This window comes from Heyndrickxia acidicola, from assembly GCF_001636425.1.
GTDB lineage: Bacteria > Bacillota > Bacilli > Bacillales > Bacillaceae_C > Bacillus_AE > Bacillus_AE acidicola.
Window position 1 is genome coordinate 178,975 of record NZ_KV440953.1, and the last position, 26,578, is coordinate 205,552.

General features: G+C 40.1%; 25 protein-coding genes, 1 pseudogene and 1 other annotated feature. Of the genes and pseudogenes, 24 read left to right on the forward strand and 2 right to left on the reverse strand.

The window, feature by feature from the left end; all coding sequences use genetic code 11:
- Window positions 1–92: 92 nt before the first annotated feature.
- The 19 genes and pseudogenes from A5N88_RS00735 (at window position 93) to pheA (ending at window position 17,709) form a co-directional block, all read left to right on the forward strand.
- Entirely contained in the window at window positions 93–659 is a 567-nt protein-coding gene (locus tag A5N88_RS00735) for a Maf family protein (protein ID WP_066261836.1), read from the forward strand.
- 47 nt (window positions 660–706) lie between these two features.
- A complete protein-coding gene (radC, locus tag A5N88_RS00740) occupies window positions 707–1,300 on the forward strand; it encodes a RadC family protein (protein WP_302466987.1) in 594 nt (197 codons plus the stop codon).
- Window positions 1,301–2,101: 801 nt separating this feature from the next.
- Window positions 2,102–3,913: a group II intron reverse transcriptase/maturase gene (ltrA, locus tag A5N88_RS00745; RefSeq protein ID WP_066270092.1), complete on the forward strand. Its 1,812-nt coding sequence runs from the start codon at window positions 2,102–2,104 to the stop codon at window positions 3,911–3,913.
- A gap of 143 nt (window positions 3,914–4,056) precedes the next feature.
- Window positions 4,057–4,173: pseudogene (locus tag A5N88_RS23970) on the forward strand (JAB domain-containing protein); the annotation flags it as partial.
- Between the two features lie 200 nt (window positions 4,174–4,373).
- The gene (locus tag A5N88_RS00750; RefSeq protein WP_066261838.1) at window positions 4,374–5,390 is read left to right on the forward strand and encodes a rod shape-determining protein; all 1,017 of its coding nucleotides are present in this window, start codon (window positions 4,374–4,376) and stop codon (window positions 5,388–5,390) included.
- A 544-nt stretch (window positions 5,391–5,934) separates the two neighbouring features.
- On the forward strand, window positions 5,935–6,792 hold the full coding sequence (mreC, locus tag A5N88_RS00755; RefSeq protein WP_066261840.1) for a rod shape-determining protein MreC: 858 nt from the start codon (window positions 5,935–5,937) through the stop codon (window positions 6,790–6,792).
- Between the two features lie 2 nt (window positions 6,793–6,794).
- Complete coding sequence (gene mreD / locus A5N88_RS00760; protein WP_066261842.1) at window positions 6,795–7,313, forward strand: rod shape-determining protein MreD; 519 nt, start codon at window positions 6,795–6,797, stop codon at window positions 7,311–7,313.
- A gap of 455 nt (window positions 7,314–7,768) precedes the next feature.
- Window positions 7,769–8,449: a septum site-determining protein MinC gene (minC, locus tag A5N88_RS00765; protein WP_066261844.1), complete on the forward strand. Its 681-nt coding sequence runs from the start codon at window positions 7,769–7,771 to the stop codon at window positions 8,447–8,449.
- Between the two features lie 2 nt (window positions 8,450–8,451).
- Window positions 8,452–9,258, forward strand: coding sequence for a septum site-determining protein MinD (gene minD / locus A5N88_RS00770; RefSeq protein ID WP_066261846.1), 807 nt, complete (start codon window positions 8,452–8,454; stop codon window positions 9,256–9,258).
- A gap of 352 nt (window positions 9,259–9,610) precedes the next feature.
- Window positions 9,611–10,387 carry a M23 family metallopeptidase gene (locus tag A5N88_RS00775; protein WP_066261848.1) on the forward strand — a complete coding sequence of 259 codons (777 nt, stop codon included), beginning with the start codon at window positions 9,611–9,613 and terminating at the stop codon, window positions 10,385–10,387.
- On the forward strand, window positions 10,380–11,246 hold the full coding sequence (locus tag A5N88_RS00780) for a M50 family metallopeptidase (RefSeq protein WP_232317495.1): 867 nt from the start codon (window positions 10,380–10,382) through the stop codon (window positions 11,244–11,246). The genes A5N88_RS00775 and A5N88_RS00780 overlap by 8 nt, the downstream gene beginning before the upstream one ends.
- A 71-nt stretch (window positions 11,247–11,317) precedes the next feature.
- On the forward strand, window positions 11,318–12,793 hold the full coding sequence (locus A5N88_RS00785; protein WP_066261850.1) for an Rne/Rng family ribonuclease: 1,476 nt from the start codon (window positions 11,318–11,320) through the stop codon (window positions 12,791–12,793).
- Window positions 12,794–12,857: 64 nt separating this feature from the next.
- Window positions 12,858–12,939 (forward strand) — a sequence feature (ribosomal protein L21 leader region).
- Between the two features lie 12 nt (window positions 12,940–12,951).
- The gene (gene rplU, locus A5N88_RS00790; RefSeq protein WP_066261851.1) at window positions 12,952–13,260 is read left to right on the forward strand and encodes a 50S ribosomal protein L21; all 309 of its coding nucleotides are present in this window, start codon (window positions 12,952–12,954) and stop codon (window positions 13,258–13,260) included.
- 10 nt (window positions 13,261–13,270) lie between these two features.
- Window positions 13,271–13,597, forward strand: coding sequence for a ribosomal-processing cysteine protease Prp (locus A5N88_RS00795; protein ID WP_066261853.1), 327 nt, complete (start codon window positions 13,271–13,273; stop codon window positions 13,595–13,597).
- A 12-nt stretch (window positions 13,598–13,609) separates the two neighbouring features.
- Entirely contained in the window at window positions 13,610–13,900 is a 291-nt protein-coding gene (gene rpmA, locus A5N88_RS00800) for a 50S ribosomal protein L27 (RefSeq protein WP_066261855.1), read from the forward strand.
- A 529-nt stretch (window positions 13,901–14,429) separates the two neighbouring features.
- The gene (locus A5N88_RS00805; protein ID WP_066261860.1) at window positions 14,430–14,957 is read left to right on the forward strand and encodes a sporulation initiation phosphotransferase B; all 528 of its coding nucleotides are present in this window, start codon (window positions 14,430–14,432) and stop codon (window positions 14,955–14,957) included.
- A 52-nt stretch (window positions 14,958–15,009) separates the two neighbouring features.
- A complete protein-coding gene (obgE, locus tag A5N88_RS00810) occupies window positions 15,010–16,302 on the forward strand; it encodes a GTPase ObgE (RefSeq protein WP_066261863.1) in 1,293 nt (430 codons plus the stop codon).
- A 35-nt stretch (window positions 16,303–16,337) separates the two neighbouring features.
- Window positions 16,338–16,808, forward strand: coding sequence for an ACT domain-containing protein (locus A5N88_RS00815; RefSeq protein ID WP_198160333.1), 471 nt, complete (start codon window positions 16,338–16,340; stop codon window positions 16,806–16,808).
- 19 nt (window positions 16,809–16,827) lie between these two features.
- Window positions 16,828–17,709: a prephenate dehydratase gene (gene pheA, locus A5N88_RS00820; protein WP_066270095.1), complete on the forward strand. Its 882-nt coding sequence runs from the start codon at window positions 16,828–16,830 to the stop codon at window positions 17,707–17,709.
- Window positions 17,710–17,821: 112 nt separating this feature from the next.
- Here the strand turns inward: pheA and A5N88_RS00825 are convergent, their stop codons facing one another.
- A complete protein-coding gene (locus A5N88_RS00825; RefSeq protein WP_066261867.1) occupies window positions 17,822–18,367 on the reverse strand; it encodes a transcription repressor NadR in 546 nt (181 codons plus the stop codon).
- Window positions 18,368–18,452: 85 nt separating this feature from the next.
- A complete protein-coding gene (locus tag A5N88_RS00830; protein WP_066261870.1) occupies window positions 18,453–19,595 on the reverse strand; it encodes an IscS subfamily cysteine desulfurase in 1,143 nt (380 codons plus the stop codon).
- A 279-nt stretch (window positions 19,596–19,874) separates the two neighbouring features.
- Between A5N88_RS00830 and nadB the strand changes: the two genes are divergently transcribed.
- The 5 genes from nadB to A5N88_RS00855 all read left to right on the forward strand — a co-directional run bounded on the left by nadB (window position 19,875) and on the right by A5N88_RS00855 (window position 26,537).
- Complete coding sequence (gene nadB / locus A5N88_RS00835; protein WP_066261874.1) at window positions 19,875–21,464, forward strand: L-aspartate oxidase; 1,590 nt, start codon at window positions 19,875–19,877, stop codon at window positions 21,462–21,464.
- Window positions 21,433–22,305, forward strand: coding sequence for a carboxylating nicotinate-nucleotide diphosphorylase (gene nadC / locus A5N88_RS00840; RefSeq protein WP_066261877.1), 873 nt, complete (start codon window positions 21,433–21,435; stop codon window positions 22,303–22,305). Before nadB ends, nadC begins: the two co-directional genes overlap by 32 nt.
- Complete coding sequence (nadA, locus tag A5N88_RS00845; protein WP_066261879.1) at window positions 22,295–23,401, forward strand: quinolinate synthase NadA; 1,107 nt, start codon at window positions 22,295–22,297, stop codon at window positions 23,399–23,401. Before nadC ends, nadA begins: the two co-directional genes overlap by 11 nt.
- Before the next feature lie 856 nt (window positions 23,402–24,257).
- Window positions 24,258–25,562, forward strand: a complete 1,305-nt coding sequence (safA, locus tag A5N88_RS00850; protein WP_066261885.1) for a SafA/ExsA family spore coat assembly protein — start codon at window positions 24,258–24,260, stop codon at window positions 25,560–25,562.
- Window positions 25,563–26,537 carry a phosphotransferase gene (locus A5N88_RS00855; protein ID WP_066261886.1) on the forward strand — a complete coding sequence of 325 codons (975 nt, stop codon included), beginning with the start codon at window positions 25,563–25,565 and terminating at the stop codon, window positions 26,535–26,537.
- Window positions 26,538–26,578: the final 41 nt, after the last annotated feature.

The window sequence follows — 26,578 nt, forward strand, 5'->3', positions numbered from 1 at the left end:
TGGTGTGCCTGCTTTTTTTATTTGTATAACACTCCAAATTTTGGTAGGATGAAATTGTATCTCCCTAAATAAATTGGAAAGTAGGTTTCATTGTGACAAAACTTATTTTAGCTTCAGGTTCACCCCGCAGAAAAGAACTCCTCGAAAAGCTGCAAATTCCTTTTCAAATTAAGGCAAGCAACAGCGATGAAACCATTTCAGACCGCTTATCTCCCGAAGAAGCAGTAGTGGAACTCGCAACAAGAAAGGCAATGGCTGTGTCTAGACAGCATCAGGATTTTGCTATTATTGGAGCCGATACAATAGTGGTCGTTGATGGTGAAATCCTGGGAAAACCAAGTGACAGGGATCACGCAAAAAACATGCTTATGAAATTGTCTGGCAGAACACATGAGGTTTTTACTGGCGTAGCCATTATTCAAAATGGACAAGCAAGCACCTTTTATGAAAAAACCGATGTCGCGTTTTGGGAGCTTTCCGAAGCAGAAGTAGAGCGCTACCTGGATAGCGGAGAACCGTTTGATAAAGCAGGATCATATGGAATCCAAGGGCTTGGTTCACTGTTTGTCAAAAAAATCAACGGAGATTATTATTCTGTCGTAGGCCTGCCGATTTCAAAACTTCAAAGGCTGTTGAGAGAATTAAAGCTTTCCTGGTAGTGGATCTGCCCTCCTGAAGCGCAGACTGTTAAGGAGGAAAATAGGAAGTGGAAAAATTAATGATTCGTGATGTTCCTGCAGACGACAGGCCAAGGGAAAGAATGATCCACCATGGAGCCAAGAGTTTGTCAAATCAGGAATTAGTAGCATTGCTTCTTAGGACAGGCACTAAAGAAGAGTCCGTCATTCAGCTGTCAAACCGCCTGCTTCAGCATTTTGACGGGCTGAGGCTATTGAAGGATGCTTCACTTGAAGAAATGACTATTATTAAAGGAATTGGATTGGCAAAAGCCATCCAGGTCATGGCAGCCGTCGAAATTGGGAGAAGGATTGGAAATCTTGCTTATCATGATCGCTATATCATTCGCAGTCCGGAAGATGGGGCTAACTTTGTCATGAATGATATGAGATTTCTAGCTCAGGAGCATTTCGTTTGCCTCTATTTAAACACCAAAAATCAAGTTATCCATCGCCAGACTATTTTTATTGGAAGCTTAAATGCATCTATCGTTCATCCGCGCGAGGTGTTCAAAGAAGCATTTCGGCGTTCGGCTGCCTCTATTATTTGTATCCATAACCATCCCTCAGGTGATCCGTCCCCGTCCCGTGAAGACATTGATGTGAGTGCGAAACGTTCCTAATTAAGTTAAGGTGGATAACGCCATTAACGTAAAAATTAGGCACCCAGTAATGGGTGAAGGAATATGTTAAGGATTCCAAATGAAGGAGTAACGTCCTGAAGGGAACACACGAGGTCGGCTAGCACGAACTAAGGGGTAAGACTTAGCGTGTTAGAAGCCCGATGTCAATGTGGGAGAACTTGCCGTAACAGGTAAAGCTGATGAAAGCCAGTCCGAGGGGAACGGTGCAAGTCATACTGCTAGTGTCCGAATAAATATGGTGAGAATGTCTAATAAAGGTAACGAAAGGCCATAAGACTGACGAACTTCCGAATGTACGAGTCTAAACGATGAATGCATAGAAATGTGCATATACCTTAAGGGTATGTTAGATGTGGATGAGTAAGAATTTACATTATGAAAATCCATACAACATTACAGGTGTTGGAATGCTAACAGGCTTAGAGGAAGCACCTAAGTTTATTCAATGGCTTAACATATTTCAACGTTGTAAACTCTCAACGTGGAGGACTTACTTCCTAAGAAACGTTGGCTAGAAATACTTATAGTGTGAGATTAGCACATACTGGATAACTTGCCTTTATGAGAGTGAAAGTGGTGGCACAGTACCTATGAAACGTGTAATGAACGTGGAGGGATAGCCACTAGTCTAACAGAAGGTTAATCAACTTCTTATTAATAGCTTTTAAAACGGTTATCAAGGTTCTTGTAAGACTAAGAAAGTTTTATCTCCTTAAAATATTCGAGGAGGTAAGCGACTTGGGGAAACGTAAGAAGCTAAGGCACAATGAGTACTATGATATGCAAGATATTTTTGATACATTGTACTCAAAAAGCCAAGAAGGACAAAATTTTTACCATCTTATTGAAATTATGGCAAGTGAAGAAAATATTCGTTTAGCATATAGGAATATTAAAAGAAATACAGGAAGCAAAACAGCCGGAGTAGATAGGCTGACTATTAAGGACATTCAGGAACTTACAGATAAACAGGTAGTTAGTCGAATACAAAGTATGTTTAATTGGTATATACCTCAAGTTGTTAGACGAGTGTTCATTCCAAAACCGAACGGAAAACAAAGACCGTTGGGAATTCCTTGCATATGGGATAGGCTCTTTCAACAGTGTGTCCTACAAGTGCTTGAACCTATATGTGAAGCCAAATTTTATAAGCACTCCTATGGTTTTAGACCCAATAGAAGCACCCATCATGCTATCGCTAGAATGCAGTTTTTGATAAACATGAACGGGTTACACCATTGTGTTGATATTGATATAAAGGGATTCTTTGATAATGTCAATCATGGCAAACTCCTTAAACAATTATGGACAATGGGAATAAAAGAGAAGAAACTTCTTTCCATTATATCAACTCTCCTAAAAGCTGAAATACAGGGAGAAGGGATACAGAGAAAGGGAACACCGCAGGGTGGCATTCTTTCACCTCTACTTTCCAATATTGTTTTAAACGAGTTAGACTGGTGGGTTTCAAAGCAATGGGAAAACTTTGAGACAGAATATAACTACTCAAAAGTAAGGACTTATAAAAATGGCATAACTATCATAGATAATTCTCACAAATATGAAGCACTGAAAAGGACAAAAATGAAAGAAATCTTTTTGGTTAGATATGCTGATGACTTTAAAATATTATGTCGAACAAGGAATCAAGCAAAAAGGGTTTATCAAGCAGTTATAGATTTTCTATCTTCACGGCTTCAATTAAATGTCTCGGATGAAAAATCCAAGGTTATTAACCTCAAGAAAAGTTATTCTGAATTTCTAGGCATTAAAATTAAAGTGAAGAAGAAAGGAAAAACAAAACGTGGCTATGCAACAATTTGCCATATGACAGATAAATCCAAAAATAATTCTACCAAAAAAATTAAAAATGCCATTAAGAAAGTGCAAGAAAATCCAAGCAATCAAACGGTTCATTACTTTAATTCGGTTGTGCATGGAATACAAAACTACTATAAGGTTGCTTCCAGAATTACCCTTGACCTAAGCGAGATAAAATTCTCTTGTCGCAAGCCATTATATAACCGTTTATATAAGTATTGGAAGAAAGCAGAGTTCATGGACATGACAAAAACACAACAGAAAAGATACAAGGGCTACAATACTAAGTTATACAAGATACAAAATGCTGTCTTTTCTCCAATCTTTGCACAAAAACACAAACCAGCAGTTAATTTCTCGCAAGTTATATGTAATTACACTAAAGAAGGGCGAGAAAAGATTCATAAGTCATTAATGTGCATTGAAAGAACAACATTGAGATATGTCCAGTCATCATATATACCAAGCCAGAGTATTGAATACAACGATAACCGCATCTCGAAATTCATTGCTCAATACGGAAAATGTTATATAACCAAACAAGACTTAGGAAGATATGACTGGCAATGCCACCATAAAACTCCTAAAAGGTTGGGAGGTAGTGATAACTACCAAAATCTTGTGATACTACACGAAAATGTACACAAGCTTATACACATGACGGATGAGACGAAAATTAGAGAAATCCTGAAATTTTTCCAAATTAAGGGGAAAAGTTTGGAGAGGTTAAACGAACTAAGGAAACAAGCCCAAATGTCGGTTATTGGTTAAAAATGACTTAATAAAGTCTGCTTATTCCAAGAGTAAGATGTAAAATTTGATTAATTGGAGTTAGATGGAACGCCGTATGAGCACGAAAGTCTCACGTACGGTGTGAATGGGGGGAAAAGGGAGAGATAACGTCAACCCCTTACCTATCCATATCAAAACGGCTGGCAGAGTGCGGGAAAATCATTGGAATTGATGTCCTCGACCATCTAATCATCGGTGATAAAAAATTTGTCAGTTTAAAAGAAAAAGGTTATTTATGACACTATTATTTTTTTGGGGTATAAGATATAATATAATTTATGATTTTTAAAGTTTTCTCTGCTTTATTTCAACAAACTTACAATATTTTCTGTATGAAATACACATGATAATGAGGAGAAAAATACTCCAGAATATATCATAATAAAATCATAACGAAACTTACTGTGAAGCAATCCAGTTTAGAAAGGGAGATACATCCATGTTTGGTAGTAAAGATCTTGGAATTGATTTAGGCACAGCAAATACTCTTGTATTCCAAAAGGGAAAGGGCATCGTAGTACGCGAGCCATCTGTAGTGGCTGTACAAACGGATACAAAGTCAATAGTTGCGGTCGGTAATGATGCGAAAAATATGATTGGAAGAACTCCCGGGAATATAGTAGCTTTAAGGCCGATGAAAGATGGCGTTATTGCTGATTACGAGACAACTGCTACCATGATGAAATATTATATTAAACAAGCATCAAAAAATAAAGGTGCTTTTGCCAGAAAGCCATATGTCATGATCTGTGTTCCTTCAGGCATTACAGCAGTTGAAGAACGGGCTGTTATAGATGCCACACGCCAGGCGGGCGCACGTGATGCTTATACAATAGAAGAACCGTTTGCAGCTGCAATCGGTGCTAATCTTCCAGTCTGGGAGCCTACAGGAAGTATGGTCGTGGATATCGGCGGAGGAACAACGGAAGTGGCCATCATTTCTCTTGGCGGAATTGTTACAAGCCAGTCGATCCGTGTCGCTGGGGACGAGCTTGATGAAGCCATTATCAGTTATATCCGTAAAACCTACAACCTTTTAATAGGTGACCGTACAGCAGAAAACATTAAAGTGGAAATTGGTTCCGCAGGTGAGTCTACTGGGGTTGAGCCAATGGATATACGCGGACGCGATCTTTTAACAGGACTTCCAAAAACAATTGAAATTACAGCTGAAGAAATTGCCAGAGCTCTGCATGATACAGTTTATACAATTGTCGACGCTGTTAAGAGCACACTTGAACAAACACCACCAGAGCTTGCAGCTGATATTATGGATCGCGGAATTGTACTGACAGGGGGAGGAGCCCTTTTACGTAATCTGGATAAAGTGATCAGCAAGGAAACCAGTATGCCAGTCCTGATTGCGGAAAACCCACTTGATTGTGTAGCCGTCGGTACAGGAAGTGCTCTGGATCATATTGATTTATTCAAAAACAAATCAAGAAATTCAAGATAAATTACTGATTTTGTTAGGAAACTGAAGGAGATATTCAGTTTCCTATTTAAAAGTCCTTTTTTAGAAAGGATCTTGTCTAATTCTGCTGTTTTTTGGGGGAACAAATAAAACGATCGGTCCAGTTTGAAAATGAATGAACAGGTAACCAACGAATAGCAAAGCCGATCAAATATGCATATACGCGTTAAGCCTTTGTTCGAGGATTTAAAAAGTATAAAATGTTTTATTACTGCCGATAAGCAAGGCGTTTACGCTTTTTTTCTGTAAAAAACAGCAAGTTTTTAACGTGCCTTTTATAAAAAGGCTCTGTAAATTTAATTTTAATTCTATGGTGATTGAAGCATATACGCGAGACTCCTGTTTAGAAAAGCGTTAGGGGATCTCCGCAGAAGCATGCGGTGAGGAGGCTCACTTAACGAACGCGAAAAGCGTGTGTCAGCAGTTGAATCATCATGTATGATTAAAAGAGCCTATAAAAAAGTACTAATTCTACAAAAAATCTCATTCATAGCACAGTCACAGTTTTGAAATAGGGGTGGATATTATGCCACAATTTTTTTTGAATAAGCGATTAATTGTATTACTTGTCAGTATTGTTATTCTTGTTGCTCTGGTGGGTTTTTCTATTAGAGATCGAAGCCACCTTACACAGCCGGAACAATTTTTGAATGATGTAGTAGGATTGGGCGAATCTGTTATCTCCCGGCCTGCTTCAGGAGTTGCAAATTTCTTCGGCAGTATTAGTGATGTAGAGAATACATACAAAGAAAATCAAAAACTCAAAGCCCGATTAGATGAATTAACTTCTTTACAGGCTCAGGTTCATGACCTGCAAACAGAAAACAACAGCCTGACGGATATTGTCAATAACAAAGCAAGCCTTTCGAAATACTCTTCTATTCAAGCAATTGTTATTGCACGCAATCCAGACCACTGGTATGAAAATATTATCATTAATAAAGGTTCTGTAAACGGCATTCAAAAAGACATGGCGGTCATTACTTCGAAGGGATTAATCGGTAAGATTAAAAGTGTTAATAAATTTTATTCGACTGTTCAGCTTCTAAGTGCTGCCGATCCTGAAAATAGAGTGTCAGCGGTTGTTCAAGCAGGAAAATCAAATGTCTATGGTTTAATTCAGGGGTATGATCAAAGCAAGAAAATGCTTCAGTTACAGGAATTGGATAACAATGCTTCTGTTAAAAAGGGAGAGCTTGTTACCACTTCAGGTTTGGGAGGTATTTTCCCGTCAGGTCTTGTAATCGGAAAAGTGAACAATGTGGTACCGGATGAAAATGGGCTTACACAAACTGCATATGTTACACCTTCAGCCAACTTTTATGAAACGGACTATGTAATGGTTGTAGACCGAAATGCTGCAAAAGTAAATGGGGGGGGATAATAATGAAACGTGTTATTCTTCCTTTTGTCATAAGCTGCTGCTTCATTTTTGAAAGTATTTTTGCCCGATACTTTCCTGAAGGACTATTTGGCGGGAATTATATTATCGTGCCGCATTTTTTACTGGTAGCGTTATTGTTAATGGGAGTCTACTATTCCAGAAACAGAGCAATCCTATTTGCCTTTATTTTTGGATTGTTGTTTGATGTCTTTTATACAGAGATATTAGGCGTATATATGTTCTTATTTCCTTTATCCGTTTATATTGCAGATAAAATGATGAAAATTCTGCAAAACAACCTATTTATTGCAGCGATTGTCATTATCTTTAATATAAGCCTTGTCGAATTTCTTGTGTACGAAATAAACCTGTTGATATTGAAGCTTCCAATGACGATAACGGAGTTTTTAGAGTACAGGCTTTTGCCGACGCTGGCACTTAACGTCATCTTTTTCATTATAATGGCCTTGCCTTTTAAGCTTTTATTCTCGAAAATGTCAAGATACCTGTTGAATGAATAATAAAGGCTCTTTTCGTAAACTTTGTTGCTAATCGACACAAAAACATGATGTGAAATTAATATTTAATATTAATAAATGTGTATTAGTTACGAAAAGATGCCACGAAGACAGACAACATACGGAATGATGTCTTGTACGTAAAGCAATAATCTATGCGAAAACAGCCATAATAAAAGGATGGAGCATTAGGTGATGTTCCGTCCCTCTTCCTGTTTAGTCGGGGTGGAATGTTCCTGTCTAGCTCCGGCGCCAATCGGCTAGCAGATTTCTATGTCTCCTTCCTGTGATAAGTCAACATCTTGTTTCCTTTATCTCAGTCGAAGTCTATGAAATTTGTACGCCGATGAGCAAGGCGCTTGCGCTTTTTTAAACTGCTTTAAAAACATCCATAAAAAGAAAGAGGAAAATAGTAAGGCTTTGTCGAATTCAATACCCACTGAGGTGAGTAATTTGCAATGAAAAAGTCACAAAATGTCATGATTAAGGGAACAAAGGAAGGGCTGACTCTTCATTTAAACGATCAGTGCTCTTTTGCTGAATTAAAAAAAGAACTGGATGAGAAGCTTTCGGTCCATCATATGGACCAGGAGGAAAGTCCTTTATTATCAGTAAGAATTCAATTGGGAAACCGTTATTTAACCAGCGGCCAGCAGGAAGAATTAAAGGAGCTGGTACGGGACAAGCGCAACCTGGTTGTAGAAGAAGTATCCAGTAATGTTGTTGCAAAAGAAGAAGCTTCAAAACTTCAAAAAGAATCAGAAGTTCATTCCATCGCTGCGATTATCCGATCAGGGCAGGTACTTGAGGTTTCTGGTGATTTATTGCTCATAGGAGATGTAAACCCGGGAGGTACCGTGAGAGCCAGCGGCAATATTTTTATATTGGGAGCTTTAAAAGGAATTGCGCATGCAGGCTGCACAGGAAATCATGAAGCGGCAATTGTTGCTTCTTTTATGACACCCTCACAATTAAGAATTGCAGAATGCTTTAATAGGGCTCCAGACAAATACCCAGAAGATGAACAGCACCAAATGGAGTGTGCATACATAGATGAATCGAACCAAATTGTGATAGACCGATTACAAGTCTTAAAGCATCTTAGACCAAATATTACTAGATTTAAAGGAGGATTCTGATCATGGGTGAGGCGATCGTCATTACTTCCGGCAAGGGAGGAGTAGGGAAAACCACCACTTCTGCCAATTTAGGAACAGCTTTAGCCCTTCAAGGCAAAAGAGTATGTCTGGTTGATACGGATATTGGACTTCGAAACTTGGATGTTGTGCTGGGTTTAGAGAATCGTATCATTTATGATTTAGTGGATGTAGTGGAAGGGCGTTGTAAAGTCCATCAGGCAGTTGTAAAGGATAAGCGGTTTGAGGACAAGCTCTTCCTGCTTCCTGCTGCACAAACAAGTGATAAGTCGGCTGTATCTCCAGAACAAATGAAAAAATTAATTGGTGAATTAAAACAGGATTATGATTACATCATCATTGATTGTCCTGCCGGTATCGAACAAGGGTATAAAAATGCCGTTGCCGGTGCTGACCAGGCAATAGTCGTTACGACCCCTGAAGTTTCTGCTGTTAGGGACGCTGACCGTATTATTGGCTTGCTTGAAAAAGAAGAACACATTGAGTCTCCGAAACTCATTATTAACCGTATACGCAATCATTTAATGACCAATGGGGATATGCTGGATATTGATGATATTACAGCACATTTGTCCATTGATTTAATCGGAATTGTAGCTGATGATGATGAAGTTATCAGATCCTCCAATCAGGGAGAGCCTGTTGCTTTGAATCCAAATAATCGTGCGTCTATTTCATACAGGAATATCGCAAGAAGAGTTCTTGGTGAAACGGTGCCCCTTCAGCCACTTGAGGATCCTAAAACAGGTATGTTTGCAAAGATTAAAAAATTATTTGGTGTTAAAGCATAAAATATATGAATTTTAGGTGGATCGTAAAAAGGTGCAGACAGCCTTTTTGAATGTTCGCCGTTCTTAAAGTGATGGTACTTGCTCAAGCAGTTCCATCATTTTTTTGTTGTATAAGATTAAATTATTTAGCTCCAGCATCTAAAGGATGATGAATTCTACGCCTTCTCCCTGATATAAGTCAAAGACTGCGCAATCCGTACACCAATTAGCAAGGCGCTTTTCTTAACGTGGAAATATTAAAAGCTCTTCGCGTATGCAAAAAGATACATATGCCCCTTTGCCAAATGCTTGTCATATACATATAGGACATGCATAAAATGGGTACAAACGGTAAAAGGGGATTGGTGAAAGGATGGGAAATCGAACAAATGATATTAGGCGAGAAATAGAAAAACGGAGAAAAACCAAAGCGATTCCTGGAAAAAAACAGGTCTCAAGCCCTGTGTCCTCTTTGGAATGGAAAGAAGATGATGAAACTTTTGTTTATGAAACAGGTCCTTCAGACCATATCCATCCTTTATTTAAGAAAGAGGTTTTTATTTTTAAAATCCTCGCTTCAGCTATATTGGTATTGGCAGTTGCTATTATGTTCAAAACAAATTCTCCTGTTTTCAATCAAAGCAGAGCCTTTGTTTCCAGTACCATGAAATCTGAATTTCAATTTGCGGCCATTTCAAACTGGTATGAAAAGCAATTTGGAAAGCCATTGGCTTTTCTCCCGTTTAAATTACAGCAAAAGGAGCCGGTACAGCAAGCCAATGCAGATAAACAGGGGTATGCAATCCCAGCATCAGGGAAGGTACTGACTCACTTTTCCTCTGATGGAAGAGGAATAATGATTCAAACCAAGAATAATGCGGATGTAGAAGCGGTAAACGGAGGAACCGTTATTTTTGCAGGGAAAAAGGCGGATCTTGGCAATACCGTCATTATTCAGCATCCTGATTCTACAGAATCGTGGTATGCCAATTTAAAAACCATCAATGTAAGTGAGTACGAACAAGTTGATAAAGAGAAAAAAGTAGGGACCGTTACGAACAATGCAAAAAGAGATAAGGGAGAATTTTATTTTGCTTTTAAAAAGGGGAATAAATTTGTGGATCCCCAGCAGGTGATGCACATTGACTAATTTCATTTCCATCTTTAATAAGGTCCGCATTCATCCTTTATTATGGCTGATGGCGGCAGTAGCAATCATGACCGCCCGATTTACAGAAGTACTCACCCTGTTCGTCATTATTTTTATCCATGAAATGGGACACGCGATTATGGCCCATTTTTTTTCTTGGAGGGTAAAAAGGATTACGATTCTTCCTTTTGGAGGGGTTGCAGAAGTGGACGAACATGGAAACCGTCCTTTAAAAGAAGAACTTTTAGTCACCATTTCTGGACCGCTCCAGCACGTGTGGATGGGGGCCTTTGTGTACCTATTAATGAAAAATGGCTTTCTTTCTCAAGATTACTATGATCTCTTTATGAATTTTAATATAATGGTTTTTTTATTTAACCTATTGCCAATTTGGCCTTTAGATGGGGGGAAGCTTGTTCATCTTTTTGTTTCTTCCTATATGCCATTTCTAAGGGCAGTGCAATTTAGCCTTATAAGCTCTTTTGTTTTTCTTCTGCTCTTTCATTTTTTTACCATACTCACGAATCCTTTGAATTTAAATGCCTGGATTGTAGCATGTTATTTATACCTTTCGCTGTGGATGGAGCGGAAACAAAAGCATTACGTGTTTATGCGTTTTTTAATGGAGCGTTATTATGGAAAAAAAACCATTTTTAAGGGTCTTAAGCCAATCCAGGTCGACGGCGAGGAATATTTATATGAGGTTTTGGAAAGATTCCAGAGAGGGAGTAAACACCCCGTCATAATTATGAAGGATGGGAGAGAAATAGGAAAGCTGGATGAAAATGAGGTTCTGCATGCCTACTTTGCCGAAAAGCAAACAGATGCACAAGTCAGAGATATTATGTATAGTTATTAGCGTATAAATTTAAAAAAGCCTAACAAAAGTAACTTTAGGCAGCTTATTGGTTGAGCAGGTGGTGGATTATAATGAATGAAATTATCATAAATAGCATAACGCGCGAGAAAAGGGCTGCGATTATCGAGGACGGAAAAATTACCAAGCTTATGATTCAGCAACCCCAGGAAAAATCAAAAGTAGGCAATATTTATTTAGGAAAAGTGGCAAATGTGAAGGCAGGCATGAACGCTTCCTTTATTGATATTGGAGAGGGGAAACATGGCTATATACATCGCGATCAGCTTCCCTCTTATTTACATAATGAAGAACCAAACAAACATCTTTTTCCTGTTAGTAAATTTATTTCACAGGGGGCACAGCTCCTTGTACAGGTAAAAAAAGATGAAACGGACATAAAAGGGCCGATGCTGACTGCTGTAATTGAAATTGCGGGGGAAAAGATGGTGTACTTGCCCCAAGGTAAATATATAGCGGTCTCCAAAAAAGGAGAATCAGGTGTAAAAGAAGTCTGGAGAAAGCTTGCCAAGGATCAGCAAAGAGGAAATGAAGGTTTTATTATTCGGACAAGCAGCTTTCATTCAGATAAAGAACAGTGGCTGAATGAGCTTGAAAGGTTGAGGCATACATATGAAAAGCTGATGGTAAAGGCTTCTGACAGTAAAGCCCCTGCCTGTCTATTTGATCAATCGGCGTTAGAAGAAGCTGTTTTTAAAGAAATGCAGCGATTAAAGAATGGATTGATCTATTCAGATGATGGAGCGGTTCTCAAAGGATTTAAGGAGCGTATGGCGGATTGGCCGGAGTTCAAGTGGAATTTTGAGCTGTACCAGAGGGATGAAAATATTTTTTCTTATTATAAAGCAGAGACAGAGCTTGATAAAGCATTAAAACGAATCATTTGGCTTGAGAATGGCTCTTACCTTGTAATAGATGAAACAGAGGCGCTTGTCTCTATCGATGTTAACACAGGCAAATTCTCCGGTACCAAAAACTTGGAGGATACGGTGTTAAAAACCAATCTGGCTGCTGCAAAGGAAATTGGGAGGCAGCTTGTTTTAAGGGATTATGGCGGAATGATATTGATTGATTTTATTGATATGAAGAACCAGGGAGACCAGCAAAAAGTAAAAAATGCGATACAGCATGCGCTGGAAAAAGGAGACAAGCAGTTCAGAATTGAAGGGTTCACTTCACTTGGTATCCTTCAAATCACAAGGAAGCGAACAAAAAGCTCCCTTTCTGAAGCTCTATTAATGCCATGCCCTGTCTGTAAGGGAAAGGGTAAGGTTGAGAGTCCGGAGACACTGGCTTTTCGTTTGGAAAGAGAACTGTGGGAAAAGCCTTTTCGTGAACATGAGGGCGTTCTGATTGAAATGACAGAGGATGTCAAAACCGCTTTTTGTGGTAATGACAATCTTCATCTTGAACGAATTGAAAAAAGTTTAAATGTAAAAATCTTTTTTAGTATCGTAAAACAAAATATTCCCTGCTGTCATATTCGTAAGTTTGGAACGGAAAAAGAGCTGTCGAAAGATATCGTGTAATTCAAAAACCTGTGTTGACACAGTCTAGGCCGTGTGATAGAATTTTTATGTTATGTTTGTAGCACCCGTGCTACAACCGCACAATTCAGGTACTAAGCTTTTGTTTAAAAGCAAAACGCCTGCATTTGGCGAGTCTGAGTTTATAAGGAGGTGCAGTTATGTACGCGATTATCGAAACTGGCGGTAAACAAATCAAGGTTGAAGAAGGCCAAGCTATCACTATCGAAAAATTGAATGTTGCTGAAGGTGAAACAGTTACTTTTGACAAGGTTCTTTTCGTAGGCGGCGAATCTGTAAAAGTAGGAAGCCCTGTAGTTGAAGGTGCTACTGTTACAGCAAAAGTCCAAAAGCAAGGTCGTTCTAAAAAAGTGGTTGTTTTCAAGTATAAAGCGAAGAAAAACTATCACAAAAAACAAGGTCACCGTCAACCATTCACACAAGTTGTAATTGAAAAAATCAACGCGTAAGGTGACTTGCATGATTCATGTTCAAGTTAACCGGTCATCCGACAGGATATTATCTTTTAAGATGGACGGACATGCAGAATTTGCTGAGCATGGCCAGGATATTGTCTGTGCAGGTGCATCAGCTGTATCCTTTGGTACCATTAATGCAATTATGGCGATAGCACAGGTTGAACCAGTGATTAAGCAATCCAAGAGCGGCATGCTGGAATGTATTATTCCAAAAGGGCTGCCTGAGGAGCAGGATCAAAAAGTTCAGCTTTTATTGCAAGGGATGATTATTTCCCTTCAAACGATTGAACAAGAGTATGGTGAATACATTAAAATAAACTTCCGATAGGAGGTGGAATACATGTTAAGATTAGATCTTCAATTTTTCGCGTCTAAAAAAGGAGTAGGTTCTACAAAGAACGGTCGTGACTCTATCGCGAAGCGTCTAGGTGCAAAACGTGCTGATGGCCAATTCGTAACTGGCGGGTCCATTCTTTACCGTCAACGCGGTACAAAAATCTATCCAGGTGAAAACGTAGGCCGTGGAGGCGATGACACACTTTTCGCTAAAGTTGATGGTGTAGTACGTTTTGAACGTCTAGGCCGTGACAAGAAAAAAGTCAGCGTATACCCTGCAGCAAAAGAAGCTTAATAACGAAGCTTTTTGTATATCTTCACCTTTATGATGGAGATATACTATAAAAAACTCTAATCGTTAATGCGATTAGAGTTTTTTTATTTTAGGCACTTTTCGTAAACTTTGTTGCTAAATGAGATAAAGAATGATTTGAATTGATGATTTAATTTTAAAAGATGTGAATTGCTTACGAAAAGATCCGCGAAAACAGACAACATGCGGAAAGATGCCTTGTACGGAAAGCACCAATCGATGCGAAAACAGCCTTTATTTAAGATTGTAATAAACGAATGTCGGGCCAATCATGGCCTTCACCCTTAAAGTGTGCTCCTAGCGCTTTTTTTATAAGTTATCCCTCTAATTTAACTCTATCTCGCTCCTTAGAACGATTTCTCCAAAAGCTTAGTCCAGATATCATTTAAGCATGATATAGAAAATGGGTGCATAACTAGATTTTATTCGACTTCAAAATGCATTAACACCGTATTTCTGATATACTATCAAAAGGTATAAAGAGAAATAGTACAGGGGAGCGCTATGTAACATGAAGAACTGGACAGTGGTTGAGGTGCTCCGGCACGCTCGGCATGATTGGATGAATAAATTGCAGCTAATAAAAGGAAATGTAGCTTTAAATAAATATGATCAGGTAGAACGTATTTTAGAAGAAATTATTATGGAAGCGCATCAGGAGTCCAGGATTTCAAACTTAAAACTTCCTGCATTTGCTCAGCTTTTATTGACATTCAATTGGGAGCATCACCAATTTCAAATTGAATATGAAATGCTGAATGAAGAAGGAGAACTGGCGGCCGACGATCTGAAGATTTCCCAATGGCTTACTTCTTTATTCGATATATTGGATCATGCCGTAGCACCCTATCACGATAATCATCTTTACATCTCTTTTGACACATTCGAAAACAGTGTGCGGTTCTTTTTTGAATTTAGCGGTACAATAACGAATAAGGAAACGGTAGCCGAGTGGATGGAAGAGCAAAAGAACGTCATTAACAAAATGGATGTAAAGAAGCTTACAGAAAACTCTTTCACCATGGAAGCCTTGGTATAACAAAATTTAACAAAAAAGTTTTTACATATAACGAAAAAAAGGTGGTACATCTATGTTTGTAGATCAGGTCAAAATCTATGTTAAAGGTGGAGACGGAGGAAACGGAATGGTCGCATTCCGCCGTGAAAAATATGTTCCTAAAGGCGGTCCTGCAGGCGGGGATGGCGGAAAAGGAGCCGACGTCATATTTGAAGTGGAAGAAGGATTAAGAACATTAATGGACTTCCGTTATCAGCGTCACTTTAAAGCGAAGCGCGGAGAACATGGTATGTCAAAAGGGCAGCATGGACGCAAGGCTGAGCCGATGGTTGTTAAGGTTCCGCCGGGTACAGTCGTAATTGACGATGATACGAAGGAAGTTCTTGCTGATTTAACGGAACACGGACAGCGTTCAGTTGTGGCAAAGGGCGGCCGTGGAGGAAGAGGAAATACCCGTTTTGCTACACCTGCTAATCCTGCACCGGAAATTGCTGAAAATGGGGAGCCTGGACAGGAACGTTACATCATCCTTGAATTAAAGGTTCTTGCTGATGTTGGACTCGTAGGTTTTCCTAGCGTAGGGAAATCCACTTTGCTTTCGGTTGTATCATCTGCAAAGCCGAAAATTGGTGAATACCATTTTACGACCATAGTTCCAAACCTTGGAGTAGTCGAGACTGAGGATAACAGAAGTTTCGTCATGGCCGATTTGCCAGGCCTAATTGAAGGAGCTCATCAGGGAGTGGGTCTTGGTCACCAATTCCTGCGCCATATTGAAAGAACGAGGGTTGTCGTTCATGTGATAGATATGTCCGCAATGGAAGGGCGGGACCCATACCAGGATTACATCACCATAAATCAGGAGTTAAAGGAATACAATCTTCGTTTAACCGAGCGCCCTCAAATCATTGTTGCCAATAAAATGGATATTCCTGAATCTGAAGAAAACCTTAAAGCATTTAAAGAACAGCTTAAAGATGATTTTCCTATATTCCCGATATCCACGGTTACCCGTCAAGGCATCAGAGATTTGCTTTTTGCAATAGCGAACCTACTGGAAGTAACACCTGAATTCCCTCTTTATGAAGAGAAGGAAGAAACTGATGATGTTAATCGTGTTGTCTACAGACATGAAAAGCAGGAAGCTGAATTTGCTATTACAAGGGATCCGGATGGAACATTTGTGGTCAGCGGAGATAAAGTAGAAAAGCTGTTTAAAATGACGAACTTTAACCATGAAGAGTCCATTAGAAGATTCGCAAGACAGCTCCGCTCCATGGGAATTGATGATGCACTGCGTGAAAAGGGTGCGAATGATGGTGATACCATCAGACTAATGGATTATGAGTTCGAATTTGTAGAATAGTTTGGCCGGTTCTTCCGGACACTGAGGAAATGGATATGCGGGAGGCATTGAAAGTGGGGAAAAACAAGGAACAGAAATTTATTCTTGTAAGCGAGGATGTCCTGCCTGAAGCGATGAAAAAGACACTTGAAGCCAAGGAGCTCCTTGAGAGCGGGAAGGCAGCCTCTATTTGGGAGGCTGTCCGCCTTGTTGATCTTTCAAGAAGTGCTTTTTATAAATATAAGGATACAGTGTTTCCTTTCCACGCCATGGTGAAAGAAAAGATTGTTACATTATTCTTTTTTCTGGAAGACCGTTCCGGATCACTTTCCGAATTATTAAGAGTGATTGCGTCTTATTCCTGCAATGTGCTTACGATTCACCAAACCATTCCCATTCAGGGGCGGGCAAATGTCACCGTCTCCTTAAACGTTACAGATATCCCCATTACCCTGGAGACCCTTATTAAAGAGCTTCAGGAGTTTGATTTTGTTAATCGGGTCGAGATACTGGGATCAGGTGCATAAAAAGAAAGGGATGTTCAGATTGAAAGCAGGTTATTTAGGGCCAAAAGCCACTTTTACAGATATAGCGGTACAAAGCGCATTTCCTTGGATGGAACGAATTCCGTTTGAAACCATTCCGGATTGTTTGGATGCAGTAAATGCCAATCAGGTCGATGTAGCGGTCGTTCCTCTTGAAAATACTCTTGAGGGCTCCGTTCATTTAACGGTTGATTATTTATATCATGAAAGCAATCCGCCGATTGTTGCAGAAATTACGGTTCCTATTCAGCAGCACCTGATGGTCCATCCGGAAAATCAGGAGAGCTGGAGAGAAACTGAAAAGGTCTTTTCTCATCCTCATGCTATAGCCCAATGCCATAAATTTCTTCATGGCGATTTAAGAGGTGCAAGCGTGGGGCAGGTTACCTCCACTGCTGCTGCCGCTAAATATGTCAGCGATCACCCTGAGCTTAAAGCAGCAGCTATTGCAAATGAATTGGCAGCAGAAAAGTATCAATTGTCCATAGTGAAAAGAAATATCCATGACCTGCCATATAATCACACCCGTTTTATCGCTGTATCATCTCAAACCTTACAAAAAGAAATTAAGCTAAATGTTTCTCACATAAAAACCACTGTGATGGTTACATTGCCATCCGACCGGGCAGGAGCGCTCCATCAAGTGCTGTCTGCTTTTGCATGGAGAAGCTTGAATTTGAGTAAAATTGAGTCAAGACCATTAAAAACTGGGCTCGGCAATTACTTTTTTATGATAGATATTCTAGCAAACTCGGAAAATCTGCTCGTACAAAATGCCATTCAGGAAATTGAAGCCATTGGGTGCACAGTAAAGGTTCTGGGCGGATATGCTTCCTATGAAGCAGATTTAACGGCAAGGAAAGCATATTCAAGCATGGGATAGAAGCTTGTTTTATTCCATTTATAGATCTATAAATAAAAGGCTGATTGAATAGGCTGGAAACCTTTCGAGGAATTATCCCCTTGAGGTTTCTCAATACCCTGCTCATCAGCCTTTAATTATTTTCATCGACTAAATATCCTGCTGCTTCAAGTGCCTGTTCTGCATCTGCAATACTCTGGGCGTTCGCTGCAGATATTGTATGTAGATGAACACCCTCTGTCAGCTCTGATAGATAGGCGGCGCTCGTATTCTTTATTTTTTCGAGGAACTGGATGACTTCTTTCCTGTTTGACACCATAATGGAGGCAGTCAAATCACCATATACAGGGTGCTCTATACGTACATCCTTCACAGTTACCCCGTTGTCTACCAATAAGAAAAGCTCATTTTCCACTTCGAGCGGCGAATGGCAGCATGCAATCGTTTTTTCAAAGCTTTGCTGTACCCCGGGCTGCAGCATATAAAGATACCCTTGGCTGGTTGCGATAATGGGTTCATTTTTCGCTTTTAAAAGGGTCATATCATTGACAATGACTTGCCTGCTCACATTGGCCTTTTTAGCTAATTCACTCCCCGTTATCGGATTAGAGCTTGTTTTTAGTAGAGAAAGTAAAAACTCACGCCTTTTTTCTCCTAGTATCCTTTTTCCTTCCGACATTGTAGACGTCCTCCTATAAACCATTTCTTATACGGAATTTTATCATAATAATAGAGTGGCTCCAAACGAAAGTGATTCGGCAATATCAGTGATTACGAAAGAGTTTCATTGAACCAATTGCTTTTAAACAACGTGCAAGATCTACTGCATCCTGGAGAACGGTTTCTTTTCCAAATGAAATTCGAATAAATTCCTTTGCTTTATTTTCAGAGATTCCCATTGCCCTCATGGCAGCGGATGGCATTGTCTGCCCCGCCTGGCATGCGCTGCCGGTCGAAATGGCATAGCCGTTTCGGTTGCACTCAAGCATGGTGTATTGGCCTTCTACTCCGAAAATCCTTAACCCAATGATTTGAGGCAGCTGAAAAGTGTTTTGAGCCTGAAAAATTTCAGCTATGTCCTTTTCTCCGCTTAATTCCTCAATAAAGGCTTTTCGAAGTACGGCATATTCGGCTTGTTTAGCATTTTCACCATATAGTTTTTGGGCAGCAAAAACAAAAGCCGCTATTCCTGGAACATTTAGTGTACCACCACGAAAGCCCCTTTCATGGTGGAAGCCGGGGAAAACCGGAGATATAGAATGTCGGGGGTTAATATATGCAGCCCCAACTCCTTTTGGTCCATATACCTTGTGGCTTGACACACTGAGGCTGTCGACAACAGGAGTAATGTTGTGCAGGGGCAGCTTGCCAAAGGATTGGACACAATCGCAGTGGAGCAAAATCCCTCTATTTTGCATAATGCCTGCTATCTCCTGAATGGGTTGAATCACTCCTGTTTCAGGGTTTACATGCTGGACACAACAAAGAATGGTATCATGCCGTATTGATTGTACAAGAATGTTTACATCTACTTGTCCGTCTTTCGTAAACGGGATTTCTGTAAGTTCATATCCAAGATCTTTTAGATAGTGCACAGCAGAATATACGGATGCGTGCTCGCCCATAGAGAGTATGACATGCTTCCCCTTAGCAGAGTGGGCTTTCGCAAGAGAAATAATGTTTAAAAGATTGCTTTCGGTTCCTCCAGAGGTAAAATAAATCCCTTCGGGAGGTGCAGAAAAAAGTTCTGCAAGCTCATTCCGGCATGCTGAAAGAATTTGTTCAGCCCGCGAACCGGCATCATGAAGGCTTCGTGTATTGCCAAACACAGAAATGGCTGCTTCATTGTAAATCTCCAAGGCTTCCAAATCCATAGGAGTAGTAGCCGCGTAATCAAAATAAATCATTTTATACCCTCTATTCTGCAAAAAATTATCTTCGTCTGATCCTTATTTTAATAGCCGGAATGCGGGTTTGTAAGAATGGCATAAGCTATTCGCTGCGAATAAAATGCTCTTTGCAAAAAAGAAAATGACTAAATCTGCGTAAGTATTTCCTCAAAACATTCCACATTCATTATTCTTGCTCTTTCTCTTTTCATGTTCCTATAAAAATATCTTGCCTTAAGTTTAATAATATGTAAATATAAGTGTCAAGACACCTGTTAAAACAGGAGGGTTTTAATAATGATTAAATGTGATATTTTGATAATAGGCAGCGGTATTGCAGCAATGCAATTAGCCAGAAATTTATCTGCGGATTTGCATGTGATAATTATCACAAAAGGAAAATGGCAGAATAGTAATTCCTTTATGGCACAAGGCGGTGTTGCAGCGGCTGTGTCTTCAGATGACAGCTGGGAACTGCACTTCAAGGATACGATAGAGGCCGGGGAAAATTTTCATAATGATTCAGAAGTTATGAAATTGGTACAGATTGCTCCGGAAATGATAAAAAATCTGCAAAACACAGGTGTACGTTTCGACTGTTATAAGAATGGAAACCTTTCCCTCGGCAAAGAAGGAGCCCATAGCCGAAACCGTATTCTGCATTGCGGCGGGGATGCCACCGGAAAGCATATTATGGAGCAATTTCATTTAAACTTGCCGCAAAACGTGGAATTAATCGAGGGGCAGTTTGTGTATGAGCTGTTGCTGGATCAAAACAAAAATAGATGCATAGGAGTTAAAACAAGGGATCGAAAAGGAGAAAAGCATATTTATCGAGCCGGCGGAACGGTATTGGCAGCAGGGGGCATAGGAGGTTTATATCCTTTTACTTCAAATGACCATACCATTGCCGGCGATGGCTTGGCTTTGGCGTATAAAGCAGGTGTGAAAATTACGGATGCTGAATTTATCCAATTCCATCCTACCCTCCTTTATGTGAATGGATGTACGCATGGACTTATATCAGAGGCAGTCAGGGGAGAGGGGGCTATTCTTGTAAATGATCAGGGGGAACCGATTATGCAAGGAGTTCATCCCTTAAAAGACCTGGCACCCCGTCATATTGTTGCGGAACAAATTTTTAAAGAGCGATTGGCAGGTCGGGACGTTTTTTTAGATATCAGCATGATCGCGGATTTCCCTGACAAGTTTCCAACCATAACAGATTCTTGCTTGAAAAATGGCATTGATATAGAAGCCGGGAAAATACCTGTGGCTCCGGGCAGTCACTTTTTTATGGGGGGAATTAAAATTGATCCCCATGGAAGGTCAAGCTTGGAGGGATTATACTCAATCGGGGAATCAGCATGCAGCGGTGTGCATGGAGCAAACCGCCTTGCAAGTAATTCCCTTTTAGAAGGATTGGTTTACGGAAAGAGGCTGGCAGAATATTTAAATCATAACAGAAAAGAATGTGAATCAGCGCACAAGTTATCTCCAATTTCTTATCAGGACATTGTTATTCCTGTCCTGCCTGAAAAAGCGGTAATTCAGCAAAAGATGATGGAAAATGCAGGAATCATCCGGGAGGGAAGAAAGCTTAAGACATTTATTCAGTGGATAGAAAGTTATGGGGTGTTAGAGATCATAAAGTCAGATCTGGACGCACTTCCAATACAACAAATTGAAACAATTTTTATGCTGATAAGTGCCCATATCATTGCGGTTTCAAGTCTTTCAAGAGAAGAGAGCCGCGGAGGTCATATCAGAGCAGATTTTCCTAATTCCCGTAAGGAATGGGAGAGCAGACATATTATTAACTCTATACATGGAATGGAAATAGGGGGAGAAAACAATGAATCGTATCAAATTGAGATCCATGCTTGAACAATTTTATTTGGAGGATATTGGCGACAAGGATGTGTCGAGTGAGACCATCTTTTCAAAAAATCAGCAAGGCATATTAACGTTCAGGGCAAAGCAGCCCGGTGTTTTCTGTGGAAGGGATATTATACATGAAGGCTATGGGGTTCTTGATCCTGCAGTATCTGTACAAACTCATGTGGAAGATGGAGACACCATTTATGCAGGCGACATTCTTGCAACTGCATCAGGACCGGTCCAAAGCCTATTGAAGGGGGAGCGTGTTGTGCTGAATCTCCTCCAGAGAATGAGCGGTATTGCCACGATGACCTGCGAAGCAGTAGATAAAACAAAGAACACTGCTGCAAGGGTTTGTGATACAAGAAAAACAATGCCAGGCTTGAGAATGCTAGACAAATACTCTGTCCGAACAGGTGGCGGATACAATCATCGCAATGGTTTATATGATGGTGTAATGCTGAAAGATAATCATATTTCTTTTGCAGGATCGATTAAAGGAGCCGTAGAGAAGGTAAGAAAAGAAATTGGCCATACCGTCAAAATAGAAGTAGAAATTGAAACTAAAGAACAGCTCCTGGAGGCCATTGAAGCAAAAGCAGATATTATCATGTTTGATAATTGCACACCGGGACAAATAAAAAGTTGGATCGGACTGGTGCCGAACGGGGTGGAGACGGAGGCTTCAGGAAACATTACACTTGATAATTTGCGGGAATATGCAGAAACAGGTATTCATTATATTTCACTTGGTTGTTTAACCCATTCCGTAAAGGCGTTTGACATTAGTGCACGTGTTCAAATTGAAGAATTGGCAGCGAGAGGAGAAGCGTATCATGGGGCTTAAAGAGCTGATAAAAGTCAAGAGCACTTTTATTCCGGAAAAATACTTGAAAATGAGCAGGCAAGAGTTGGAGCATCGTACTAAAGAAATAAAAAAGAGCTTAGGGAAGGAGCTTTTTATACCCGGCCATCATTATCAAAAGGATGAAGTGATCCAATTTGCGGATGCAACAGGTGATTCCCTGCAGCTTGCACAGCTATCGGCAGAAAACAAGGACGCAAAATATATTGTATTTTGCGGTGTCCATTTTATGGCGGAGACAGCAGATATCCTGTCAGGTCCTGACCAGGAAGTCATTTTGCCTGATATGAGAGCAGGATGCTCCATGGCTGATATGGCAAATATTCATCAAACTGAGCGTGCGTGGGAAAAGCTGCAAGACTTATTTGGAGATACGGTTTTACCGCTTACGTATGTAAATTCAACCGCTGCAATAAAGGCATTCGTGGGGAAAAATGGCGGAGCGACTGTGACATCGTCCAATGCCCTGCCCATGGTGAAATGGGCCTTTACTCAAAAAGAACGAATCCTATTTCTGCCAGACCAGCATCTCGGCAGGAATACGGCTTATGATCTTGGGGTGCCTCTTGAAAAAATGGCTGTTTGGGATCCGATAAAGGATGAATTGGTTTACAGTGGCGAATTACAGGAAATCAAAGTAATTCTTTGGAAGGGACATTGCTCGGTCCATGAAAAATTCACTGTATCCAACATCGAAATGGTTAGGAAAAATGATCCGGAGATGAAAATCATCGTGCACCCTGAATGCAGTCGGGAAGTAGTGTCACTCGCGGACGACAATGGTTCCACAAAGTATATCATTGATACAATTGAAAATGCCTCTGCGGGTAGCAAGTGGGCAATAGGAACAGAAATGAATCTGGTTAATCGCATTAAAGATCAGCATCCTGATAAACAGATCATTTCGTTGAATCCGCATATGTGTCCATGCCTTACAATGAACCGGATAGATCTTCCTCATCTTCTGTGGAGTCTTGAAAGCATCCTGGAAGGAAAAACAAACAATATCATAAAAGTCGAGGAAGAAACCTCTCATTATGCGATGCTTGCTTTAAATCGCATGCTGGCAAAGAAATAGACTATTGAAACAGCCTTTCCTTTTTATGAAGATAAGAAACCAATAAATTTTTGGCTTTGTTAGAGGACTCAGTTGTTTTTTTGCTCATTCGTGTGAAACCTCTGTTTCACACGCCTTTAAGCTCAAATGAAAGGTGTAAAATGAGAAAAAAACGAGGAGTTTTCAACATAGGATATTAACAGAGTTAAATTTTAATACAGTTACTTTGAAAATGACTTTATTACAAGATAGAAGCGTAACTCCGACATCTGCTGCGTTATTACCTTATTGTTAAGGCAGATATAACACTTTTTTATGTGCCATGGTGCGAATAATGATTAGCATGATGGTCTCTGTTAAAAATCTATGTGGATTTTCCTCCCATTTGGATTGAGCGGAAATGAACAGGCAGGACAAAAAGCACTACGCATATCTGAGTAAGACCCTATATTGATTTGAATTCACCGTTGATTGCAGTGGGGATCAACCAGCAGGACGATCAATGTGCAACCAATGTCACTGTTAAAAAGCATGTTAAATTTGATCCCAAAGTTGACTAAAGCGAAAGGTACGAGACTCCTGAGGGAACAGCAGGAAAAGGGAGACCACGCAGGAGCTTAGCAGAAACCAACAAGCAGGACAAACAAAGCCTATAGGTCAACATCTAGTTTCCAGTCAAAATCAGCCTGTACCTCGCTGCATTTTTTTTTTTCAGTCAAAGACGGCGAAGTCCTTACGCCGATAAGCAAGGCGCTTGTGCTTTTAATGTGGAAAGGCATATTTTATGGGTAATTCACATAAATTTTTTAAAAGATCGATGGCACTTTGCCCAGATTGACATAGGATATATGGACTTATGTCTAAGGAGGGGAAGTAAGTGAAGATCCATATTGTTCAAAAAGGAGATACGCTTTGGAACATATCAAAAAAATATGGAGTTAACTTTGAAGAATTGAAAAAAATGAATGCCCAATTATCAAACCCTGAAATGATTATGCCCGGCATGAAGATCAAGGTTCCTACTTCAGGGGGATCCGTAAAGAAAGAATCAATCATACCTAAAAAAGAAATGCCTAAAGCTGTTCATCCATATGCCCAGCAGCAAACACCAACCATCCCGGTTCAAAAAGAAATGCCTAAAAAGGAAATGCCTAAAAAAGAAATGCCGATTCAAAAAGAAGCACCAAAAAAGGAAATGCCAATTCAAAAAGAGCCGATTTATACGCCCAAGATGCCGCAGCCTATTGTGCCAGAAATCGATATAAATAATTATTATTTAACGAATATGACACAAATGCAAACACAGCCGCAATATATTCCGCCTGCACCGCCACCACCACCGCCGCCTAAAAAGGAAAAGCCCGAATCGATTGAAATGTATAAGATGCCAGTCCAAGAGGAGTGTTATGACATGTATCCATATCCACATGTAATGCCCGCCTACAATGATTGTGGATGCGGCGGTGGAACACCATATCCGTATCCATATCCGCAGCAAAGCTGGCAAGCTGTACCTATGATGCCGCAGGTTCAAGGAATGATGATCGACCCAATGACACAGTCGGCAGAACACGGAACCTGGATGTATCAAATGGAGGAGTCCTCTTCTTCCTCATCCTCTATGCCAATGATGGGGCATCATATGTTGAAGCAGCCATATGCAGGACATCAAATTGAAGAATATCCACATGTACAGCCTGAATACCATGCGTATCCTCAACAAAACATTCAATATCAGCAATTTGTTGCTCCGCAAGGATTTTCAGGTATTTCGGATGGCCAAAGCTATGACCAGCACTACCAGCAGCCTCATGGATATCAGCAGGGACATCCACAGCAGGGGTATGCACCACAGCGCTATGTACAGCAAGGCTATGTACCACAAGAATATGCACAGCATGCACCACAAGAATATGCACAGCATGCACCACAAGAATATACACAGCAAGGCTATGCACCACAAGAATATGTACAGCAAGGCTATGGACAATACAACTCACCGTCTTATCCAGTGCAGGGCTGGAATTCTGCTCCAGCCAGCTATAGTGGAGCTCCTCAATACGGCCAAGTGCCAGCCTATAATCCATATGGCCAGCAATATCGCTCAAGCTATGGCCAGCCTTTTCAAGGCGGATACAGCCCGGGAGTATATCAGAACCAACAAGAAGAAGATGAGGATTAAATGTATAAAGGAAAACAAAGGGGAGAAGACGATGAGCAAACTCGTCTCCTCTTTTTTTTAAGAAAAACTACAAATGAAGATTTTACCCATATGTATTTTGTTAAAAAAGGGGTATGGATGGTTTTTTCACAATCTAAAACGTATATTTTGAAAGAATTTCCTTCTACTGCTTATCTCAATAACCAGCTCAGGCTTACTGAAAGGCTTCATGATCATTCCTTCACTTTTACGTATCAATTTCATCCATTTCATCATGACCATTCATTTGAATTCGATAAAAAAGTGTATGGACTGATAGACTATATAAAGCCTTCTGCTCTGACTCAAACTTATAGCAGCAGCGCGTTTCGAAAGGAGGCACTTATGCTCCTAAAAGCTTATCACTATACGACTGGCCATTTTTCTGAGGAATTTAAACCCTATCTCCCTGTATTCTGCCAAATGGTAAAATGGCAGCAAAGGCTCAAGGAATTTAAAATCCATCTATCTGATCTGCAAGCCTTTGTGCCTGCATGGATGTTAACTTATTATGTTTCTTGGTCGGAATGGTCACTTGAGAAAATAAAACCAGTCGGGGGACTCTTAAAAGCGCGGCCTCATTGTATTATTCATGGGGATGTTGCTCATCACAATTTTTTAAAGGGGGAGGACAAAAAACTGTATTTAATTGATTTTGATTTAATCAGTCTGGCTCCGGAAATCATTGATGACCTTCAATTCTCCAACCGCATCCTGCCTTATCTGTCCTGGTCGCTTGAACAATTGTTTGAATACCCTCCTTTGAAAAAATACAGGAATAGCGAAGATTTTCTTCATGCACTCATTTTTCCAACAGACGTATTAAGAGAATGGAACCGTTTCTTTAAAAGCCCCCCACAGGTGCAAAAAGAGCAGTGGAGCTATATCAATGATCTTACTGTCACCCAATTTCCAAAAAGAAAAGCCTTTGTGGAGAGGGTTTTGCAAACTCTCTAGCTTGCATATAGGTTTAAAGGAATACAACCCTTGCCGTTGTC

Coding starts and splice junctions, on each gene's coding strand:
- nadB (WP_066261874.1), top strand. CDS start 19,875: ATGATTAAATGTGATATTTTGATAATAGGCAGCGGTATTGCAGCAATG.
- nadC (WP_066261877.1), top strand. CDS start 21,433: ATGAATCGTATCAAATTGAGATCCATGCTTGAACAATTTTATTTGGAG.
- A5N88_RS00775 (WP_066261848.1), top strand. CDS start 9,611: ATGGGAAATCGAACAAATGATATTAGGCGAGAAATAGAAAAACGGAGA.
- A5N88_RS00785 (WP_066261850.1), top strand. CDS start 11,318: ATGAATGAAATTATCATAAATAGCATAACGCGCGAGAAAAGGGCTGCG.
- obgE (WP_066261863.1), top strand. CDS start 15,010: ATGTTTGTAGATCAGGTCAAAATCTATGTTAAAGGTGGAGACGGAGGA.
- A5N88_RS00825 (WP_066261867.1), bottom strand. CDS start 18,367: ATGTCGGAAGGAAAAAGGATACTAGGAGAAAAAAGGCGTGAGTTTTTA.
- A5N88_RS00795 (WP_066261853.1), top strand. CDS start 13,271: ATGATTCATGTTCAAGTTAACCGGTCATCCGACAGGATATTATCTTTT.
- minC (WP_066261844.1), top strand. CDS start 7,769: ATGAAAAAGTCACAAAATGTCATGATTAAGGGAACAAAGGAAGGGCTG.
- mreC (WP_066261840.1), top strand. CDS start 5,935: ATGCCACAATTTTTTTTGAATAAGCGATTAATTGTATTACTTGTCAGT.
- mreD (WP_066261842.1), top strand. CDS start 6,795: ATGAAACGTGTTATTCTTCCTTTTGTCATAAGCTGCTGCTTCATTTTT.
- rpmA (WP_066261855.1), top strand. CDS start 13,610: ATGTTAAGATTAGATCTTCAATTTTTCGCGTCTAAAAAAGGAGTAGGT.
- ltrA (WP_066270092.1), top strand. CDS start 2,102: ATGCAAGATATTTTTGATACATTGTACTCAAAAAGCCAAGAAGGACAA.
- A5N88_RS00830 (WP_066261870.1), bottom strand. CDS start 19,595: ATGATTTATTTTGATTACGCGGCTACTACTCCTATGGATTTGGAAGCC.
- minD (WP_066261846.1), top strand. CDS start 8,452: ATGGGTGAGGCGATCGTCATTACTTCCGGCAAGGGAGGAGTAGGGAAA.
- rplU (WP_066261851.1), top strand. CDS start 12,952: ATGTACGCGATTATCGAAACTGGCGGTAAACAAATCAAGGTTGAAGAA.
- nadA (WP_066261879.1), top strand. CDS start 22,295: ATGGGGCTTAAAGAGCTGATAAAAGTCAAGAGCACTTTTATTCCGGAA.
- A5N88_RS00855 (WP_066261886.1), top strand. CDS start 25,563: ATGTATAAAGGAAAACAAAGGGGAGAAGACGATGAGCAAACTCGTCTC.
- A5N88_RS00750 (WP_066261838.1), top strand. CDS start 4,374: ATGTTTGGTAGTAAAGATCTTGGAATTGATTTAGGCACAGCAAATACT.
- A5N88_RS00805 (WP_066261860.1), top strand. CDS start 14,430: ATGAAGAACTGGACAGTGGTTGAGGTGCTCCGGCACGCTCGGCATGAT.
- A5N88_RS00815 (WP_198160333.1), top strand. CDS start 16,338: ATGCGGGAGGCATTGAAAGTGGGGAAAAACAAGGAACAGAAATTTATT.